At 65.3% G+C, this 19125-nt stretch carries 14 protein-coding genes; 13 read left to right on the forward strand and 1 reads right to left on the reverse strand.

Going from position 1 to position 19125, the window contains the following annotated elements; translation table 11 throughout:
- The first annotated feature begins 143 nt into the window (after positions 1 to 143).
- The 7 genes from ACIGKL_RS12575 to ACIGKL_RS12605 all read left to right on the forward strand — a co-directional run bounded on the left by ACIGKL_RS12575 (position 144) and on the right by ACIGKL_RS12605 (position 9109).
- The gene (locus ACIGKL_RS12575) at positions 144 to 1340 is read left to right on the forward strand and encodes a class I SAM-dependent rRNA methyltransferase (RefSeq protein WP_397486975.1); all 1197 of its coding nucleotides are present in this window, start codon (positions 144 to 146) and stop codon (positions 1338 to 1340) included.
- Between the two features lie 682 nt (positions 1341 to 2022).
- Positions 2023 to 3141: an ABC transporter ATP-binding protein gene (locus ACIGKL_RS12580; RefSeq protein ID WP_397486976.1), complete on the forward strand. Its 1119-nt coding sequence runs from the start codon at positions 2023 to 2025 to the stop codon at positions 3139 to 3141.
- A 31-nt stretch (positions 3142 to 3172) separates the two neighbouring features.
- Positions 3173 to 4246 (forward strand): ABC transporter substrate-binding protein, encoded by a 1074-nt coding sequence (locus ACIGKL_RS12585; protein ID WP_397486977.1) that lies wholly within the window; start codon positions 3173 to 3175, stop codon positions 4244 to 4246.
- A 120-nt stretch (positions 4247 to 4366) separates the two neighbouring features.
- Positions 4367 to 5602 (forward strand): ABC transporter permease, encoded by a 1236-nt coding sequence (locus ACIGKL_RS12590; protein ID WP_397486978.1) that lies wholly within the window; start codon positions 4367 to 4369, stop codon positions 5600 to 5602.
- A 7-nt stretch (positions 5603 to 5609) separates the two neighbouring features.
- Complete coding sequence (locus ACIGKL_RS12595) at positions 5610 to 6464, forward strand: ABC transporter permease (RefSeq protein ID WP_397486979.1); 855 nt, start codon at positions 5610 to 5612, stop codon at positions 6462 to 6464.
- Between the two features lie 235 nt (positions 6465 to 6699).
- The gene (gene ilvD / locus ACIGKL_RS12600; protein ID WP_397486980.1) at positions 6700 to 8538 is read left to right on the forward strand and encodes a dihydroxy-acid dehydratase; all 1839 of its coding nucleotides are present in this window, start codon (positions 6700 to 6702) and stop codon (positions 8536 to 8538) included.
- A gap of 112 nt (positions 8539 to 8650) precedes the next feature.
- The gene (locus ACIGKL_RS12605) at positions 8651 to 9109 is read left to right on the forward strand and encodes a metallophosphoesterase family protein (RefSeq protein WP_397486981.1); all 459 of its coding nucleotides are present in this window, start codon (positions 8651 to 8653) and stop codon (positions 9107 to 9109) included.
- Between the two features lie 21 nt (positions 9110 to 9130).
- Here the strand turns inward: ACIGKL_RS12605 and ACIGKL_RS12610 are convergent, their stop codons facing one another.
- The gene (locus ACIGKL_RS12610; protein ID WP_397486982.1) at positions 9131 to 9664 is read right to left on the reverse strand and encodes a dihydrofolate reductase; all 534 of its coding nucleotides are present in this window, start codon (positions 9662 to 9664) and stop codon (positions 9131 to 9133) included.
- A 144-nt stretch (positions 9665 to 9808) separates the two neighbouring features.
- Here ACIGKL_RS12610 and ACIGKL_RS12615 point away from each other — a divergent pair, with 144 nt between their 5' ends.
- The 6 genes from ACIGKL_RS12615 (at position 9809) to ACIGKL_RS12640 (ending at position 19098) form a co-directional block, all read left to right on the forward strand.
- Positions 9809 to 10960 (forward strand): glycerophosphodiester phosphodiesterase, encoded by a 1152-nt coding sequence (locus ACIGKL_RS12615; RefSeq protein ID WP_397486983.1) that lies wholly within the window; start codon positions 9809 to 9811, stop codon positions 10958 to 10960.
- A gap of 99 nt (positions 10961 to 11059) precedes the next feature.
- The gene (locus ACIGKL_RS12620; RefSeq protein ID WP_397486984.1) at positions 11060 to 12454 is read left to right on the forward strand and encodes a DUF2868 domain-containing protein; all 1395 of its coding nucleotides are present in this window, start codon (positions 11060 to 11062) and stop codon (positions 12452 to 12454) included.
- A gap of 123 nt (positions 12455 to 12577) precedes the next feature.
- Complete coding sequence (locus ACIGKL_RS12625; protein ID WP_397486985.1) at positions 12578 to 13945, forward strand: GTPase/DUF3482 domain-containing protein; 1368 nt, start codon at positions 12578 to 12580, stop codon at positions 13943 to 13945.
- A 454-nt stretch (positions 13946 to 14399) separates the two neighbouring features.
- The gene (locus ACIGKL_RS12630) at positions 14400 to 16676 is read left to right on the forward strand and encodes an N-6 DNA methylase (RefSeq protein ID WP_397486986.1); all 2277 of its coding nucleotides are present in this window, start codon (positions 14400 to 14402) and stop codon (positions 16674 to 16676) included.
- 47 nt (positions 16677 to 16723) lie between these two features.
- The gene (locus ACIGKL_RS12635) at positions 16724 to 17965 is read left to right on the forward strand and encodes a restriction endonuclease subunit S (RefSeq protein ID WP_397486987.1); all 1242 of its coding nucleotides are present in this window, start codon (positions 16724 to 16726) and stop codon (positions 17963 to 17965) included.
- Complete coding sequence (locus ACIGKL_RS12640; RefSeq protein WP_397486988.1) at positions 17965 to 19098, forward strand: Fic family protein; 1134 nt, start codon at positions 17965 to 17967, stop codon at positions 19096 to 19098. The genes ACIGKL_RS12635 and ACIGKL_RS12640 overlap by 1 nt, the downstream gene beginning before the upstream one ends.
- Positions 19099 to 19125: the final 27 nt, after the last annotated feature.

The raw sequence follows: 19125 nt of genomic DNA on the forward strand, positions 1-19125 counted from the left end.
TTCGTAGGCCATGGGACGCAGGTGCCAAGTGAGAAATGCGCCACAGTTTAGCCAAAGCACCGGGTCCCCCGCAGCCGACTTTTGCAACTGCCGGGCGCCCGCGCGAGCCGCTATAATCCCGCTCTTTTCCCCGGAGCCCGCCCATGTCCCTGCCCAGCCTGCGCCTGAAAGCCAACGCCGATCGACGCCTGCGCGCCGGCCACCTGTGGGTCTACAGCAACGAGATCGATGTCGCCGCCACCCCGCTGCACGGCTTTGCCGCCGGCGACCAGGCCGTGCTCGAAGCCGCCGGCGGCAAACCGCTGGGCGTGGTCGCCATGAGCCCGAACAACCTGATCTGCGCCCGCCTGCTGTCGCGCGACACCAAGCACCTGCTGGACAAGTCCCTGCTGGTGCACCGGCTCAACGTCGCCCGGAGCCTGCGCGAGCGCCTGTTCGAGCAGCCCTGCTACCGCCTGGTGTATGGCGACTCCGACCTGCTGCCGGGGCTGGTGGTCGACCGCTTCTTCGACATCCTCGTCGTGCAGCTGGCCTCGGCCACCATGGAAGCGCACAAGGACGAGGTGCTCGCCGCGCTGATCCAGGTGTGCAAGCCCAGCGGCGTGCTGTTCAAGAACGACTCCAGCGCGCGCGACGCCGAGGGCCTGCAGTGCTACGTGGAAACCGCCTACGGCCAGGTGCCGGAATGGGTCGCCCTGGAAGAGAACGGGGTGAAATTCGAGGCACCGGTGATCGCGGGGCAGAAGACCGGCTGGTTCTACGACCACCGCATGAACCGCGCGCGCCTGGCACCCTACGTCAAGGGCAAGCGGGTGCTCGACCTGTTCAGCTATATCGGCGGCTGGGGCGTGCAGGCCGCGGCCTTCGGCGCCAGCGAGGTGTACTGCGTCGACGCCTCGGCCTTCGCCCTCGACGGCGTCGAGCGCAACGCCGCGCTCAACGGCGTGGCCGAGCGGGTCACCTGCGTCGAGGGCGACGCCTTCGCCGCCCTGCGCGAGCTGAAGAGCGCCGAGGAGCGCTTCGATGTGGTGATCGCCGATCCGCCCGCCTTCATCAAGCGCAAGAAGGATCTCAAAAATGGCGAGGCCGCCTACCGGCGCCTCAACGAGACCGCCATGCGCCTGCTCAGCAAGGACGGCATCCTGGTCAGCGCCAGCTGCTCCATGCACCTGCCCGAGGACGACCTGCAGAACATCCTGCTGACCAGTGCCCGCCACCTGGACCGCAATATCCAGCTGCTCGAACGCGGCGCCCAGGGCCCGGATCACCCGGTGCACCCGGCCATCGCCGAGACCCGCTACATCAAGAGCCTGACCGTGCGCCTGCTGCCCAACAGCTGAGCAATGCGGCCGTGGGTTGGGCTGAGGAGCCTGCGACGAAGCCCAACGGAGCATTATCGGGACGCCTGGGCTCGCCGGGCGAAGCCCTTCGGGCGTCCTGTTGGGCTTCGCTGCGCTCGGCGCCAACCTACCCCGCGCATGTGGCGTGGCGGGCGTGCGACTTGCACGGGCGTAGGTTGGGCTGAGGAGCCTGCGACGAAGCCCAACGGGGTGATCGGGGAGCCAGGGAGCGTCGGGCGAAGCCCAACCTGGTCGCGCAGTTCGTCCGGATCGGCCTCCCCGTTGGGCTTCGCTGCGCTCAGCGCCAACCTACCGGGCCACACAGGCGGCGCGGCGGGCCAAGCGGGTGCGCCGCATCGCCCACCACGCGATCACGCGTCGTACCGATCAGCGCCCCGCCGCCCAACGTTCGAGCGGCGTGCACCTGCCGAGTGCGTGTCGGCAGGTGCCGCCCGCCCCGCTCGCTGTTACCTCCCCCCACACCGTCCTCGCATCCCGCCCAGGCTGGACTAGGCTTTAACCTGCGGAGCAGAGCGCCGCCGGTCAGCCGTTCGTCGGCTGGCGTGCTTATTGCTTTTGGTTATTTACATAACGATCGGACCACACGACAGGGACGAATCGACTCAAGCAGTACGGGCGAGGCCACGAGCCAAGCCGGTCTTGATGGGCAATGGGGAGGACTATGGCTGCGCAGGCTGGGAACGACGCGTTCCTGCGATTCACCAATGTGAAGAAGACCTACGACCACAAGACGCTGGTGGTCAAGGACTTCAACCTCAACGTGGCCAAGGGCGAGTTCATCACCCTGCTCGGCCCCTCCGGTTCGGGCAAGACCACCTGCCTGATGATGCTCGCCGGCTTCGAGGACGTGACCAGCGGCGAGATCCTGATCAACGGCCGCAACGTCACCAGCATCGCCCCCTACGACCGCAACATCGGCATGGTCTTCCAGCAGTACGCGCTGTTCCCGCACATGACCATCCGCGAGAACCTCGCCTACCCGCTGAAGATCCGCAAGCTGGCCAAGGACGAGATCCGCGCCAAGGTCGAGGACTACCTCGCCCTGGTCGAGCTGCAGGCCTTCGGCGGCCGCTACCCCGGCCAGCTCTCCGGCGGCCAGCGCCAACGCGTGGCCCTGGCCCGCGCGCTGATCTTCGCCCCGGACATCGTGCTGATGGACGAGCCGCTCGGCGCCCTGGACAAGAAGCTGCGCGAGCAGATGCAGTTCGAGATCAAGCGCCTGCACGAGCAGCTCGGCTTCACCGTGATCTACGTCACCCACGACCAGACCGAAGCGCTGACCATGAGCGACCGCATCGCCGTGTTCAACAACGGCGTGGTGCAGCAGTGTGCGCCGCCCCACGTGCTCTACGAGCGCCCGGCCAACCTGTTCGTCGCCGACTTCATCGGCGAGAGCAACAAGCTGGCCGGGGTGATCGAGAGCGTCGGCGAGGAACGCGTCGAGGTGCGCCTGGCCGACGGCGGCCTGGTCAGCACGCTGAAGGCCAACTGCACCGAGGTCGGCCAGCCGACCACGGTGTCGGTGCGCCCGGAGAAGCTCAATTTCACCGACCGCCTGGGCGGCGCCGGCAACCAGGTCAAGGCGCGCTTCGTCACCCGTCACTACGTCGGCGAGTACATCCGCTACCACTTCCAGACCGCCAGCGGCAGCGAGCTGGTGGTGAAGAACCTGAACGACAGTTCAGCCCCCAGGCTCAGCGCCCAGGAAGAGGTCGATCTGGCCTGGCTGCCGGAAGACAGCCAGGCCCTGGATCGCCCCGCAGTGCCGACGACGCCCTGACCCCACAACTAGAAGCAAATGGAGCACAGCAATGGCTAGATCACTGACTACCAGCTTTTCCACCTTCGCCCTGGTGGCGGCCCTGGGCCTGGCGGCGAGCAGCGCCAGCGCCCAGGACAGCCTCACCGTGGTCTCCTGGGGCGGCGCCTACGGCGCGGCGCAGCAGAAACACGTGATCGATCCCTATATGAAGGACAGCGGGGTCAAGGTGCTGTTCGAGGACTATTCCGGCGGCGTGGCCGAGATCAAGGCCCAGGTCGAGTCCGGCAATATCCAGTGGGACGTGGTCGACTTCGAGGTGATCGACCTCGAGCGCGCCTGCTCCGAAGGCCTGCTGGAAAGCCTCGACCACGGCGCCCTGCCGCCGGGCATCGACGGCACCGCAGCCGCCCAGGACTTCATCCCCGAGGCCCTGGCCAGCGAATGCGCGGTGGGCAATATCGTCTGGTCGGTGGTGTTCGCCTATAACGAGAACACCATAGGCGCGACCAAGGCGGCGAGCATCGAGGACTTCTTCGACACCGCCAAGATTCCCGGCAAGCGCGCCATGCGCAAGCGTCCGCAGGTGAACCTGGAGTGGGCGCTGCTGGCCGACGGCGTGGCCCCGGAAGAGGTCTACGAAGTGCTGGCCACCCCGGAAGGCCAGCAACGCGCCTTCGACAAGCTGGCCAGCATCAAGAAGGACATCGTCTGGTTCGACTCCTGGTCGCAGGCGCCGCAGTTGCTCAACGACGGCGGCGCGGTGCTGGTGCAGTCGGCCAACGGGCGTTTCTACGACTCCATCGTGCGCGAGAACAAGCCGTTCGAGATCGTCTGGGACGGCCACGTCTACGACCTCGACGCCTGGGCCATCGTCAAGGGCTCGAAGAAGAAGGACCTGGCGATGGAGTTCATCAAGTACGCCACCGGTTCCAAGCCGCTGGCCGGCATGCCGGACGTGGCCTACGGCCCGACCCGCAAGTCGTCCATGCCGCTGGCCGACCAGAGCGCCACGCCGCACCTGCCCACCGCGCACCTGGACAAGGGCATCCAGGCCGGCTCGGAGTTCTGGGCCGACTACGGCGAATCGCTCGGCGAGAAGTTCAACGAGTGGCTGTTGAAGTAAGCACCCCACCATCCCCACGGGCCACCTGTGGGAGGCGCTTCAGCGGCGACGGTCGCGGCTGAAGCCCCTCCCACGGGTACCGAGGTTCAACGGAGCAGGTGCTGATACCGGAGTAACGCCTTGACCTCTCTTACCACCAGCGAAGCCGGCCAAGCCGCCAGCGCCCGTCGCAAGAAACGCCTCGCCGCCTTTCTCTTCGTGGTGCCGCTGCTGGCCTTTATCCTGCTGACCTTCGTCGCCCCGATCGGCAGCATGCTGTGGCGCAGCGTGCACCACCCGACCGTGGCCGAACTGATTCCGCTGACCCTGGCCGAACTCGAGCGCTGGGAAGATCAAAGGCAACTGCCGGACGAACAGACCCTGCGGGTGTTCGCCGGCGAGCTGCACAGCCTCGACGAGCAGCGCCTGTCCGGCAAGCTGGCCGAGGAGTTCAACCGCGCCTTCGCCGGCATGTCCAGCGTGGTCAAGTCCAGCGCCCGGCGCATCGGCCGGCTGGATGCCGAGGCCCTGCCGGAGCGCGGCGTCGAGACCCTGCTCGGCGCCCACAAGAACTGGAGCAAGCCCGAGCTGTGGTACGCCATCGCCCGCGCCGGCCAGGTCTACACCTACGACTACTACCTCACCGCGCTGGACCTGGAGTTGCACCCTGAGCAGGGCATCCAGGTGCGCGAGGACACGCAGATCTACCTGCAGCTGTATTCCAAGACCCTGAACATGGCGTTGGTCATCACCCTGCTCTGCGCCCTGCTCGGCTACCCGCTGGCCTACTACCTGGCGCAGCTGCCGGAAAACCGCGCCAACCTGCTGCTGGTGCTGGTGCTGCTGCCGTTCTGGACCTCGCTCTTGGTACGCACCACCGCCTGGATCGCCCTGCTGCAGACCAACGGCGTGATCAACTCCTTCCTCATCGGCATCGGTGCCATCGGCCAGCCCTTCGAGATGCTCTACACCTCGTTCGCCACAGTCGTGGCGATGACCCATATCCTCCTGCCGTTCATGATCCTGCCGCTGTACAGCGTGATGCGCGGCATCGACCCCAGCTACCTGCGCGCCGCCCTGAGCCTGGGCGACAAGCCGATCCCGGCGTTCGCCCGCATCTACTTCCCGATGACCCTGCCCGGCCTGAGCGCCGGCGCGCTGCTGGTATTCATCATCTCGGTGGGCTACTACATCACCCCGGCGCTGGTCGGCGGCACCGACGGCCAGATGATCAGCAACATCATCGCCTTCCACATGCAGCGCTCGAACAACTGGGAGCTGGCCGCCGCGCTCGGCTCGCTGCTGCTGGGGCTGATCCTGCTGCTGTACTGGGTCTACGACCGCTTCGTCGGCGCCAGCAATATCAAGTTGGGATAAACACAGGATGAAGACCCCCGCCTACTACGGCTTCTGGCATCACCTCGGCAGTTGGCTGCTCAAGGCCAGCTCCTGGCTGGTGCTGCTGTTTCTGATCCTGCCGATCCTGGTCATCGTGCCGCTGTCGTTCAACGCCGAGCCCTTCTTCAGCTTCACCGAGGGCATGCTCACCCTGCAGCCGGAGGCCTACTCGCTGCGCTGGTACGAGCAGATCCTCAACGACCCGAAATGGATCCTGGCGATCCAGAACAGCTTCTTCATCGGCATTCTCGCCACCGTCATCGCCACCGCCCTGGGCACCTGCGCCGCGGTGGGCCTGGCCCGCGACGACATGCCCTATCGCCGCTTCATCACCGCGCTGCTGCTGTCGCCGATGATCGTGCCCTTGATCATCACCGCCGCCGGCATGTTCTTCTTCTACTCCAACCTCGGCCTGGCCGGCAGCTACCTGGGGGTGATCCTGGCGCACGCGGCGCTCGGCACGCCCTTCGTGATCATCACCGTCACCGCCACCCTCACCGGCTTCGACTACAGCCTGGCGCGCGCCGCGCTGAACCTCGGCGCCACGCCGGTCAAGGTGTTCTTCGACATCATCATGCCGCTGATCCGCCCCGGGGTGATTTCCGGCGCGCTGTTCGCCTTCATCACCTCCTTCGACGAGGTGGTGGTGATCCTGTTCATGGCCGGCCCGCAGCAACGCACCATCCCGCGGCAGATGTTCTCGGGCCTGCGCGAGCAGATCAACCCGAGCATCCTGGCCATTGCCACCCTGCTGATCCTGGTGTCCATCGCCCTGCTGGTGACCATCGAACTGCTGCGCCGCCGCGCCGAGCGCCTGCGCGGCATCGAAATTCCGCACTGAGCCACGTGCGGCTACGCCGGCAATCGCCCGCGCCTTGGCTCGGCGGCGACGGCGGGCGTAGAATCGTGGCATTTCTCGCCATCCATCCCCTGGCGGGCCCTGAGCACGGGTCAGACGCGCGGCCACCCCGCGACGTCCGGTGACCCCGCCGAACGCACGGCCATCTCCCGTTTGCATCCGGTTCAGTCGACGCTCACCATACGAACATCACCTGATCAGCCGCAGGAACCGTGTCATGCCCGATTACCGCTCGAAAACCTCCACCCAAGGCCGCAACATGGCCGGCGCCCGCGCCCTGTGGCGCGCCACCGGGATGAAGGACGAAGACTTCAAGAAACCGATCATCGCCGTCGCCAACTCCTTCACCCAGTTCGTGCCCGGCCACGTGCACCTGAAGGACATGGGCCAGCTGGTCGCCCGCGAGATCGAGAAAGCCGGCGGCGTGGCCAAGGAGTTCAACACCATCGCCGTCGACGACGGCATCGCCATGGGCCACGACGGCATGCTCTATTCGCTGCCGAGCCGCGAGATCATCGCCGACTCGGTGGAATATATGGTCAACGCCCATTGTGCCGATGCGATTGTCTGCATCAGCAACTGCGACAAGATCACCCCCGGCATGCTGATGGCCGCCCTGCGCCTGAACATCCCGGTGGTGTTCGTCTCCGGCGGGCCGATGGAAGCCGGCAAGACCAAGCTGGCCAACCACGGCCTCGACCTGGTCGACGCCATGGTCATCGCCGCCGACGACAGCGCCTCCGACGAGAAGGTCGCCGAGTACGAGCGCAGCGCCTGCCCGACCTGCGGCAGCTGCTCCGGCATGTTCACCGCCAACTCGATGAACTGCCTGACCGAGGCCCTCGGCCTGTCGCTGCCGGGCAACGGCTCGACCCTGGCCACCCACAACGACCGCGAGCAGCTGTTCCTGCGCGCCGGGCGCCTGGCGGTGGAGCTGTGCCAGCGCTACTACGGCGAGAACGACGACTCCGTGCTGCCGCGCAATATCGCCAACTTCAAGGCGTTCGAGAACGCCATGATGCTGGACATCGCCATGGGCGGCTCGACCAACACCATCCTCCACCTGCTGGCCGCCGCCCAGGAAGCCGAGATCGATTTCGACCTGCGCGATATCGACCGCCTGTCCCGCGTCGTGCCGCAGCTGTGCAAGGTGGCGCCGAACATCCAGAAGTACCACATGGAAGACGTGCACCGCGCCGGCGGCGTCTTCAGCATCCTCGGCGAGCTGGCGCGCGGCGGCCTGCTGCACACCGACGTGGCCACCGTGCACAGCCCGAGCATGGCGGATGCGATTTCGCAGTGGGATATCACCCAGACCCGCGACGAGCAGGTGCACACCTTCTTCAAGGCCGGCCCGGCCGGTATCCCCACCCAGACCGCGTTCAGCCAGAGCACCCGCTGGCCGAGCCTGGACGATGACCGCGAGAACGGCTGCATCCGCAGCGTCGAGCACGCCTACTCCCAGGAAGGCGGCCTGGCGGTGCTGTACGGCAATATCGCCCTCGACGGCTGCGTGGTGAAGACCGCCGGCGTGGATGAATCGATCCACGTGTTCGAAGGCACCGCGAAGATTTTCGAGAGCCAGGACGCCGCCGTGAGAGGCATTCTCGCCGACGAGGTCAAGGCCGGCGATGTGGTGATCATCCGCTACGAAGGCCCGAAAGGTGGCCCGGGCATGCAGGAAATGCTCTACCCGACCAGCTACCTGAAATCCAAGGGACTGGGCAAGGCCTGCGCCCTGCTCACCGATGGCCGTTTCTCCGGCGGCACCAGCGGCCTGTCCATCGGCCACGCCTCGCCGGAAGCCGCGGCCGGCGGCGCCATCGGGCTGGTGGAAGACGGCGACAAGATCCATATCGACATCCACAATCGCACCATCCAACTGCTGGTCAGCGATGAAGAGCTATCGCACCGCCGCCACGTCCAGGACAAGAAGGGCTGGAAGCCGGTGGAACAGCGTCCGCGCAAGGTCACCACGGCGCTCAAGGCCTACGCCCTGCTCGCCACCAGCGCCGACAAGGGCGCGGTGCGCAACAAGGCGATGCTGGACCAATAAGGCACGGCAACACTCCATGAGCCCGGCCCTGCGCCGGGCTCATGCTTTGTAGGGTGCGCCGTGCGCACCAGACGCATTCGGTGCGCACGGCGCACCCTACGGAGCGAGGCGCATGAAAATCGGCCTGATCGGCGACACCCACGGCCTGCTGCGCCCCGAGGCGCTGGATGCCCTGCAGGGCTGCGATCACATCCTGCATGCCGGCGATATCGGCAAGCCGGAGATTCTCGACGCATTAGGCAAAATTGCGCCGCTCAGCGCGGTGCGCGGCAATAACGACGAGGGCCTGGACTGGGCGACGGAACTGCCGCAATCGCTCGAGCTGGACCTGGCCGGGGTGCGTCTGTTCATGACTCACGACGCCGCCCAGCTGCCCGGCGACCTGGCCAGCCGCGGGGTTCGCCTGGCCGTCTGCGGCCATAGCCACAAGCCGCTGGTGGAAGCGCGCGCCGGCCTGCTGCTGGTCAACCCCGGCAGCGCCGGGCCGCGGCGCTTCAAGCTGCCGATCTGCCTGGCGCTGCTGCATCTTGAAAATGGGCAGATCCGCGTGGAGCACATCGATCTGGCGTAGGGTGCGCCGCGCGCACCAATGTCATTGCGCCGAACGCCGTTCCCACACCTCGAAATCGTAGGCCGGCGACTCTGCCGTGGCCGGATGTTCCTCATGGGCCTCGCGCGTCCACTCGGCTTCACTAAATTCGGGAAACCAGGCATCGCCGATCGGACGCAGGCCAACCCGCGTCAGGTAGAGGCGCTCGGCCAGAACCAAGCCCTGCTCGTAGAGTTGGGCACCACCAATCAGCATCAGCTCGTCCATGCCCTGCTCGCGTGCCCATTGGTCGGCGCGTGTAATCGCCGCGTCCAGAGTCGGAAAGACTTCAGCGCCGTCGAGCCGAAGATCTGCCTGGCGGCTGACCACCAGATTGAGCCGACCCGGCAGCGGCCGACCGAGCGAATCCCAGGTCTTGCGCCCCATGATGATCGGCTTGCCCAGGGTCAGGGCCTTGAAGTGTTTGAGGTCCGCCGGCAGGTGCCAGGGCAGCTGGTTGTCGCGACCGATCACGCGGTTGTCGGCGAGGGCCGCGATCAGGCAGAGGGGAAGAGTCGTTTTCATGGCTGGGAGCATAGCAGAGCGCTCGGCACGGACGCAGCCCGGCTGCAGCGGTGCCGACCAACGCACAGAACCGTCTAGGCTTGGACCTCTGTAGCAACATCGTCACCCTCGCCGGTGCAGGCTGGGGACTCCATCCCTGTGCAAGGAGGTACCGCCATGTTGACCAAACCGCTTCGCAGCTGGCTGCTCTGTGCCGGTCTGTTGCTACCGAGCCTGAGCCTCGCCGCGCCCGCCACGCCCGATAGCGTGCAGGCCGCCATCGACTGGGCCCAGCAGCAGCCCGGCGCCCACCAGGGCAAACCCCGCGGCGAGGCCAGGCCGCTGGTCATCGCCCACCGCGGCGCCAGTGGCTACGTGCCCGAGCACACCCTGGCGGCCTACGCCCTGGCCGTGCTGCAGGGCGCCGACTATATCGAGCCGGATCTGGTGATGACCCGCGACGGCCAGCTGGTGGCGCGCCACGACAACGAGCTGGGGCTGACCACCGACGTCGCCCAGCGCCCCGAGTTCGCCAGTCGCAAGCGCACCCAGACGGTCGACGGCGTCAGCCTGGAGGGCTGGTTCAGCGAGGACTTCAGCCTGGCCGAACTCAAGACCCTGCGCGCCATCGAGCGCATCCCGCAGCTGCGCCCGGGCAACACGCGCTTCGACGGCCAGTTCGAGATTCCCAGCCTGCAGGAGATCATCGACCTGGTGAAGAGCCTGCAGCTCAGCCAGCAACGGGTGATCGGCCTGTACCCGGAGACCAAGCACCCGACCCACTTCCAACAGCTCGGCCTGGCCATGGAGCGGCCGCTGGTCAAGGTGCTCAAGCGCAACGGCTACCACAGCGCCAAGGCGCCGGTGTATATCCAGTCGTTCGAGGTGGAGAACCTCAAGACCCTCAGCCGTCTGACGCCGGTACGCCTGGTGCAGCTGCTGTGGACCGAGGGCCAGCCCTACGACCAGCAGGTGCTCGGCAGCGGCCTGAGCTACGCGCAGATGATCACGCCCCAGGGCCTGCAAGCCATCGCCCGCTACGCCAGCGGCATCGGCCCGGAGAAGGGCATGGTCATCCCGCGCGACGCCACCGGCAAGCTGACCACGCCGACCAGCCTGGTGCGCGACGCCCATGCCGCCAAGCTCAAGGTCCACCCCTACACCTTCCGCGCCGAGAACGCCTTCCTGCCGACCGACCTGCGCAGCGGCGGCGAACCGGCCGAGCGCGGCGATATCGAGGCCGAGCTGCGCGCCTTCCTCGCCAGCGGCATCGACGGCCTGTTTATCGACCAGCCGGATATCGCCGTGCGTCTGCGCGAGGGCAACTGACCTCGAGGGGCCGACAGCCCAGCGCAGCAGTTCCGGCCATTCGCACCCGACCGGATCAGGGGTTATCCTCAGGCCCTGATCTGGCCGACGAGACGCCGCGTGACTGACGCCGCCCCGCAACCCGACACCCTGCAGCGCCTCTGGCTCAGCGAGGCGATCCGCCTGCGCGAGGAACACGCCGGCGCGCTGGACGACGCCGAGGCCAATCGCCTGGCCCGCGCCAGCGGTGGCGACCTGAGCGCACGTATCCAGCAACGCGCCCTGCTGCTGGCGCGCCGCGACGGCCAGTGGCAGGCCCTGCTGCATTGGCTGCAGGGCGCCCGCCTGGCCCTCTTCGCCCTCGCCGCCCTGGCCCTGCTCAGCGGTATCGGCCTGGCCCTGGCCGGCCTCGGCGACGGCAGCCGGCCGGTCAACGTGTTCTGGGCCCTGGGCAGCCTGCTCGGCCTCAACCTGCTGCTGCTACTCGGCTGGCTGCTCGGCCTGCTGCCGGCCCGCGACAGCGCCGGTGCCCTCGCTCGTCTGTGGCTGTGGCTCAGCGAAAAACTCGCCCGCGACGCCGCCGCCGTGCAGCTGGCCCCCGCCCTGCTGCTGCTCCTGCAACGTCGGCGCCTGAGCCGCTGGGGCCTCGGCGTGCTGGTGCATGGCCTGTGGGCCCTGGCCATGCTCGCCGCACTGGCCAGCCTGCTGCTGCTGCTCGCCACCCGCCGCTACGGTTTCGTCTGGGAAACCACCATCCTCGGCGGCGACAGCTTTATCGCCCTGACCCAGGCCCTCGGCGCCCTGCCCGCCCTGCTCGGCTTCAGCCTGCCGGACGCCGAGCTGATCCGCGCCAGCGGCGAGGCCGCCCTGCTCGACGAGGCCGCGCGGCAGAGCTGGGCCGGCTGGCTGGTCGGCGTGGTGCTGGTCTACGGCCTGCTGCCGCGCCTGCTGCTGATGCTGCTGTGCCTGTGGCGCTGGCAATCGGGCAAGGCGGCGCTGCGCCTGGACCTCGACCTGCCCGGCTACGGCCTGCTGCGCCAGCGCCTGCAGCCGGACAGCGAGCGTCTCGGCGTCTGCGACCTGGCGCCGGCGGCCCTGCACCAGCCGGCAGGCGGCGCCCACCCGGACGGCGGCAGCGGCGCCCTGCTGCTCGGCCTGGAGCTGGACGAGCGCCGCCCCTGGCCGCCGGCTCAGCTGCCCAAGGGCGTGCTGGACGCCGGGGTGATCGACAGCCGCGAGCAGCGCCGCCAGCTGCTCGAACAGCTGACCCGCTTTCCCCCCGAGCGCCTGGCCATCGCCTGCGACCCGCGCCGCTCGCCGGACCGCGGCAGCCTGGCGCTGCTCGGCGAACTGGCGCGCTCGGCCTGCGCCACGCGCATCTGGCTGCTGCCGCCCGCGCCCGGCGAAACCCTGGACAGCGCACGCCTGGCCGACTGGCACCAGGCGCTGGACAAATTGCAACTGGCGCACGGCGATACGGCGCCGTTGAACTGGCTGGAGAGCGGGCATGATTAGATCCGTAGCCCGGATGCAATCCGGGAATGGCCCTTATCCCCTCCCCGGATTGCATCCGGGCTACCTGGCTGGCACAAACCGCCCCCTCTCCCATTTATGGGAGAGGACTGGGGAGAGGGTCTTATGGTTAAACCGCTGAAACTCGCCCTGGTCGGCCACACCAACGTCGGCAAGACCTCGCTGCTGCGCACCCTGACCCGCGACGTGGAGTTCGGCGAGGTGTCGCCGCGCGCCAGCACCACCCGCCATGTCGAGGGCGCGCGGCTGTCGGTGAACGGCGAGCCGCTGCTGGAGCTGTACGACACCCCCGGCCTGGAAGACGCCATCGCCCTGCTCGACCACCTGGAGCGCCTCGACCGCCCCGGCGAGCGCCTGGACGGCCCGGCGCGCCTGGCCCGCTTTCTCGAGAGCAGCGAGGCGCGCCAGCGCTACGAGCAGGAGGCCAAGGTGCTGCGCCAGCTGCTGGCTTCCGACGCGGGGCTGTACGTGATCGACGTGCGCGAGCCGGTGCTGGCCAAGTACCGCGACGAGCTGGCGGTGCTGGCCATGTGCGGCCGGCCGCTGCTGCCGGTGCTGAACTTCGTCGCCAGCGGCGAACACCGCGCTGCCGACTGGCGCGAGGCCCTGGCCCGTCTCGGCCTGCATGCCCTGGTGGCCTTCGACAGCGTGGCCCCGCCCGAGGACGGCGAACGCCGCCTGTACGAGAGCCTAGCCCTGCTGCTGGAGCGCTCGCGCCCGCAATTGCAGCGCCTGATCGAGGATCACCAGGCGCAGCGCCGGGCGCGGCGCCAGGCCGGCGCGCGGCTGATCGCCGAACTGCTGCTCGACTGCGCCGCCTGCCGCCGCAGCGTCGCCGCCCAGCCAGTGCTGGAACAGGGCGCCATCGCCGAACTGCGCGAAACCATCCGCCAGCGCGAGCAACGCTGCGTCGAGGCCCTGCTGCGCCTCTACGCCTTCCGCAGCAGCGACGCCAAGGCGGCCGATCTGCCGCTGCTGGACGGGCGCTGGGGCGACGACCTGTTCAATCCGGAAACCCTCAAGCAGCTCGGCATCAAGGTCGGCGGCGGCATGGCGGCGGGTGCGGCCACCGGCGTCGGCGTCGATCTGCTGGTCGGCGGCCTCACCCTGGGGGCGGCCGCCGCGCTGGGCGCGGTGATCGGCGGCAGCGCACAGACCCTGCGCAATTACGGGCAAAGGCTTAAAGGCAAATTGAAGGGCCAGCGCGAACTGACCGTCGACGACGCCGTGCTACGCCTGCTCGCCCTGCGCCAGCAGCAACTGCTGCGCGCCCTGGACGCCCGCGGCCATGCGGCGATGGAGGCGATCCAGCTCAGCGCGCCGCAGGAAGCGCTATGGCGCCAGGGCAAGCTGCCGCAGCCGCTGAACCTGGCACGCGCCCATCCCGAATGGTCGTCGCTCAACCCCGGTGCTCGTCTGGAAGACGGCGAACGCCAGGAGCAGCTGCAGCGCTTGGCGGCGGAGTTGCTCTAGGGAGGTTCTGAAAAAGCCATTTATCGTCACTCCCGCGAAAGCGGGAGCCCAGGGACTACGCAGGTTCTGGATTCCCGCCTGCGCGGGAATGACGGTTAATTCAGAGTTTCCCTAGCTCTTTTCAGGCGGCGCAGCTAAGGAAGTTCTGAAAAAGCCATATACCGTCACTCCCGCGAAGGCGGGAGCCCAGGTACTACGGAGGATCTGGATTATTTCCCTCCGGGCCGACGCAAGCGCTGTTCAGCGATGAAGCCGCTGTCACGCCTGCGCCCGACTATTTCAGAGGTTCGCTAAAGCGGAACGCCGCCCGGCCCCTCCCACAGGCAGACCGCTGTCACCGTGGGAGGGGCTTTAGCCGCGACAGCGTTTAAGACCACCCCAGCCGTGCCCGGCCATGGCCAAAGCGCAGTAGAATCACCGCCATTACGCAGACAGCCCCGTCCAAGGATCAGCAGTGGAACACCAGGATCTCTTCAAGAAACACAGCGACTTCATCTGGGATATCGCCAACCTGCTGCGCGGCCCCTACCGCCCGCCGCAATACCGCCGGGTAATGATTCCGCTGACCGTGCTGCGCCGCCTGGACTGCGTGCTGGAGGCCAGCAAGGATGAAGTGCTGGCCGAGTACAAGCTGCGCAAGATGAGCACCAAGTTCGACGAGGAGATGATCGAAGGCATCATCTGCCGCAAGTTCGGCCTGAACTTCTACAACACCAGCGAATTCACCTTCAAAAAGCTGCTGGCCGACCCCAATAACCTGGCGCGCAACCTCGCCCATTACCTCGCCGGTTTCTCCAGCAAGGCTCGTCGGATTCTCGACAAGTTCAACTTCGGCATCGAGATCGAAAAGCTCGAAGACGCCAACCGCCTGTTCGAAGTCATCATGCGGGTCGCCGCCATCGACCTGCACCCCGGCCGCGTGCCGAACATGGCCATGGGCTACATCTTCGAAGACCTGGTGCGGCGCTTTAACGAACAGGCCAACGAGGAAGCAGGGGATCACTTCACCCCGCGCGAAGTGATCAAGCTGATGGTCAACCTGCTGTTCAACGGCCAGGAAGAGGTCTACGCCGAAGGCAAGCACCTACGTATCTACGACCCCACCTGCGGCACCGGCGGCATGCTCTCGGAGTCGGAAAAATACATCCTCGCCGCAAACCCGCGGGCGGACGTCAGGCTCTACGGCCAGGAATACAACCCCGAGTCCTTCGCCATCTGCGGCTCCGACCTGATGATCAAGGCCGAAGACACCAACCACATCGTCTTCGGCGACACCCTCGGCACCGGGCGCGGCAAAGAAGGCGTGGTCGACGGCGACGGCCACCCTGACGAGACCTTCCACTACATGCTGGCCAACCCGCCGTTCGGCGTGGAGTGGAAGCCCGAGCAGGATTACGTCACTCACGAGCACAACAAGCTCGGCTTCAACGGCCGCTTCGGCGCCGGCCTGCCGCGCATCAACGACGGCGCCCTGCTGTTTCTCCAGCATATGCTTAGCAAGCGCGTGCCGAGCGAGGCCGAAGGTGGCGGCTCGCGCATTGCCGTGGTATTCAACGGCTCGCCGCTGTTTACCGGCGACGCCGGCAGCGGCGAGAGCAATATCCGCCGCTGGATCATCGAGAACGACTGGCTGGAAGCCGTGGTCGGGCTGCCCGACCAGCTGTTCTACAACACCGGCATCTCCACCTATATCTGGATAGTGACCAACCGCAAGAGCGCCAAGCGCAAGGGCAAGGTGCAGTTGATCAACGCCGCCGACTTCGCCTGGAAGATGAAGAAAAGCCTGGGCGACAAGCGCAAGAAGCTCGGCGAGGGTGAGAGCGAAAACGGCAGCTTCGAGCCCAATCATATCGACGCGCTGACCCGCATCCATGGCGAGTTCCAGCACGACCAGCGCCTGCGCATCAATGAGATCCAGACCAATATCGAGCCGGATCGCAAGAAGAAGCGCGACCCGAACAAGAGCGTGCTGGTCAGCAAGGTTTTCGACAACCGCGACTTCGGCTACCTGAAGATCACCGTCGAGCGCCCGCTGCGCCTTAACTTCGCGGTGACCGATGTGCGTATCGATCAGGTGAAGGAAGGCAGCTTCTTTACCGGACTGGCCAGCAGCAAGAAGCGCAAGGACCTGGCCGGCAGCACCGCCGAAATCGCCGCCGGCAAGGCCCAGCAGGCGGAAATCCTCGCCATCCTCGAAGGGCTCAAGCCGCGCTTCGCCGCAGGCGAAGTGATCCGCAACCGCGACCACTTCGAGAAACTGCTGAAAGCCGCCTTTAAGGGCAGCGCTATCGGCTGGAGCGCGCCGCTGAAGAAGGCCCTGCTGGCCAAGGGCGCCCTGGGCGAGCAGGACCCCGAGGCGGATATCTGCCTGGATGCCAAGGGCAACCCCGAACCGGATGCCGACCTGCGCGATACCGAGAATGTCAGCCTGCCCGCCGGTATCGCCCTGCCCCTGCCGCTGGACTACGAAAGCAACGCCAACAAGGGCAAGGTGGATAAAAGCGCTCTGCTTAGACTGGTGCACCAGCACTGCCAAGACTACCTGGCCCGCGAGGTGCTGCCCTACCGCGCGGATGCCTGGATCGACTTCGACAAGACCAAGGTCGGCTACGAAATCCCCTTTAATCGCCACTTCTATGAGTATGAAGCCCCGCGCCCACTGGCCGAGATCGAAGCGGAGATCAAGGCGCTGGAAGGCGAGATTATGGCCATGCTCAGTGAGGTGGTTTGATGGGGTATAGGGCGTATCCGGAATATAAGGAGTCGGGGGTTGAGTGGTTGTCCGCTATTCCTAAGCACTGGGAAATTCGCCGTCTGAAGTTCATGGCGAACATTCAGAATGGTCGCGACTACAAAGAAGTCGAGAGCGATGAGGGGTTTCCGGTTATAGGCTCTGGTGGCCAGTTCACATTTGCCTCTGAATTTTTATACGACGGAGAGTCCGTGCTCTTTGGCAGAAAGGGCACCATTGATAAACCGCTCCATATCAACGGCAAGTTTTGGACCGTGGATACGATGTTTTACAGCATCATCAGCCAAGATGTTTTTGGTCGCTACTTGTACTATTTTTCGACAATCTTTCAGTACGAAAAACTAGCCACTCAAACAGCGCTTCCCAGCATTACCCAGTACGACCTTGGGAACTATTTGCTTTGCTATCCGTACCTTAATGAACAAAAAGCGATCGCCAACTTCCTCGACCACAAAACCGCACAAGTCGACCGCCTGATCGAGAAAAAGCAGGAATTTATCGGAAAACTCCAAGAGATGAGGCGTGCCTTCATTACTCATGCCGTAACTAGCGGCATAGAAAATGGAGTGACGATGAAAGACCCTGACATTGAATGGCTGGGGGCTATACCTGCGCACTGGAGAACCAGCAAGCTTAAATTTGAGTCAACAATTGTAGATTGCAAGAATAGAACTCCTGAATATTTTCCCGATGGAGAATATTTGGTAGTCAGAACTAGCAACGTGCGAAATGGAGAACTCCTCACGGAACCTGCGCTCCATACTGATCAAGAGAACTTTGAAGAGTGGACGAAGCGCGGCATACCGCCAGCGGGGAGCATTCTTTTCACTCGTGAAGCTCCTGCAGGGGAGGTCTGCCTAGTTCCTGCCGAGATAAAATTGTGCCTTGGCCAAAGGATGATGAACTTCATCATTGATGATCATGCAATGACGGAGTTCATCCTGTACTTCCTGATGAGCAATAAATTTCAGCAATATATAGAGGCTGAGTCTTCTGGTAGCACAGTGACTCATCTGCGTGTAGAGCAGGTTCACAATATCCCTGTGTGTCTGCCTGAGAGCCGGGAAGCCGAAAAGATCGTGTCCAAAATAAAATGTATTGAAGGAAGATGTTTCTCTCTCATACAGCACGCAGAAGCTGCCATTGCCCGCCTCCAGGAATACCGCACCGCCCTAATTACCGCCGCCGTGACCGGCCAGATCGATATACGCGACTGGCAGGCGCCGGCAGCCGCCGAAGCGTCCGAGCAGGACAAGGAAGTCGCCTGATGCAAGTCGAACAGTTCAGCTCCGGCCACTGGCTGCAGCAATACCAGTACAAGAGCTTTTCGCCGACGCCGATCAACTGCGAATGGCAGTGGCTAGACCCGCAGCTCAACACCCTGCTGGAACGCGCCTCGCGGGCGTTGGCGGAGCTCAATGCGCTGTCGCTGATGGTGCCGGACGTGGATCTGTTTATCCGTATGCATATCGCCAAGGAGGCCAACACCTCCAGCCGCATCGAGGGCACCCAGACGCAGATGGACGAGGCGCTGATGCGCAAGGAGCAGGTGGCGCCGGAGAAGCGCGACGACTGGCAGGAGGTGCAGAACTATATCGAGGCGATCAATACCGCCGTCGAGGACCTCAAGCAGTTGCCGCTGTCCATCCGCGTGCTCAAGCAGACCCATGCGGTGCTGATGCAGGGCGTGCGCGGCGATCACAAGCTGCCGGGGGAGTTTCGCAGCTCGCAGAACTGGATCGGCGGCAGCAACCTGAACAATGCCGTGTTCGTGCCGCCGCATCCACAGGAAGTACCTGAGCTGATGGGCGACCTGGAGAAGTTCTGGCACAACGAGCAGGTGCAGGTGCCGGACCTGATCCGCATCGCCCTGAGCCATTACCAGTTCGAGACCATCCACCCCTTTCTCGACGGCAATGGGCGGATCGGCCGTCTGCTGATCACCCTGTATCTGGTGGACAAGGGCCTGCTACACAAGCCGGCGCTGTACCTGTCGGACTTTTTCGAGCGTAACCGCGGCGCCTATTACGACGCGCTGACCGTGGTGCGCAGCTCCAACGACCTGTTGCACTGGCTGCGCTTCTTCCTCACCGCCGTGGTGGAGACCGCCACCAGCAGCAAGAACACCTTTATGGCGATCATGACCCTGCGCCATGAGGTGGAGCACCAGATTCTGACCCTGGGCAAACGGGCGGAAAACGCCAAGAAGCTGCTGCTGCACCTGTACCAGCGGCCCATGGTCAGCATTGGCGATGTCACGGAGATACTAGGTTTGACGCACCCGAGCGCCACTGCCTTGGTGAAGCAACTGGAAAGCCTGGACATCCTGGTTGAAACCACCGGCTATGGGCGCAACCGGCTTTACCTGTTCCAGCGCTATTTCGACCTGTTTATGGCTTAAGGATAATCTGGAAAAGCCATTTATCGT

Origin of the sequence: Pseudomonas sp. NPDC077186 (assembly GCF_044543505.1) — a bacterium.
GTDB lineage: Bacteria > Pseudomonadota > Gammaproteobacteria > Pseudomonadales > Pseudomonadaceae > Aquipseudomonas.

What these genes read in the sequence shown, in the direction of transcription:
- ilvD (WP_397486980.1), top strand. Translation starts at nt 6,700, where the DNA reads ATGCCCGATTACCGCTCGAAAACCTCCACCCAAGGCCGCAACATGGCC.
- ACIGKL_RS12615 (WP_397486983.1), top strand. Translation starts at nt 9,809, where the DNA reads ATGTTGACCAAACCGCTTCGCAGCTGGCTGCTCTGTGCCGGTCTGTTG.
- ACIGKL_RS12625 (WP_397486985.1), top strand. Translation starts at nt 12,578, where the DNA reads ATGGTTAAACCGCTGAAACTCGCCCTGGTCGGCCACACCAACGTCGGC.
- ACIGKL_RS12610 (WP_397486982.1), bottom strand. Translation starts at nt 9,664, where the DNA reads ATGCTCCCAGCCATGAAAACGACTCTTCCCCTCTGCCTGATCGCGGCC.
- ACIGKL_RS12595 (WP_397486979.1), top strand. Translation starts at nt 5,610, where the DNA reads ATGAAGACCCCCGCCTACTACGGCTTCTGGCATCACCTCGGCAGTTGG.
- ACIGKL_RS12605 (WP_397486981.1), top strand. Translation starts at nt 8,651, where the DNA reads ATGAAAATCGGCCTGATCGGCGACACCCACGGCCTGCTGCGCCCCGAG.
- ACIGKL_RS12575 (WP_397486975.1), top strand. Translation starts at nt 144, where the DNA reads ATGTCCCTGCCCAGCCTGCGCCTGAAAGCCAACGCCGATCGACGCCTG.
- ACIGKL_RS12580 (WP_397486976.1), top strand. Translation starts at nt 2,023, where the DNA reads ATGGCTGCGCAGGCTGGGAACGACGCGTTCCTGCGATTCACCAATGTG.
- ACIGKL_RS12585 (WP_397486977.1), top strand. Translation starts at nt 3,173, where the DNA reads ATGGCTAGATCACTGACTACCAGCTTTTCCACCTTCGCCCTGGTGGCG.
- ACIGKL_RS12640 (WP_397486988.1), top strand. Translation starts at nt 17,965, where the DNA reads ATGCAAGTCGAACAGTTCAGCTCCGGCCACTGGCTGCAGCAATACCAG.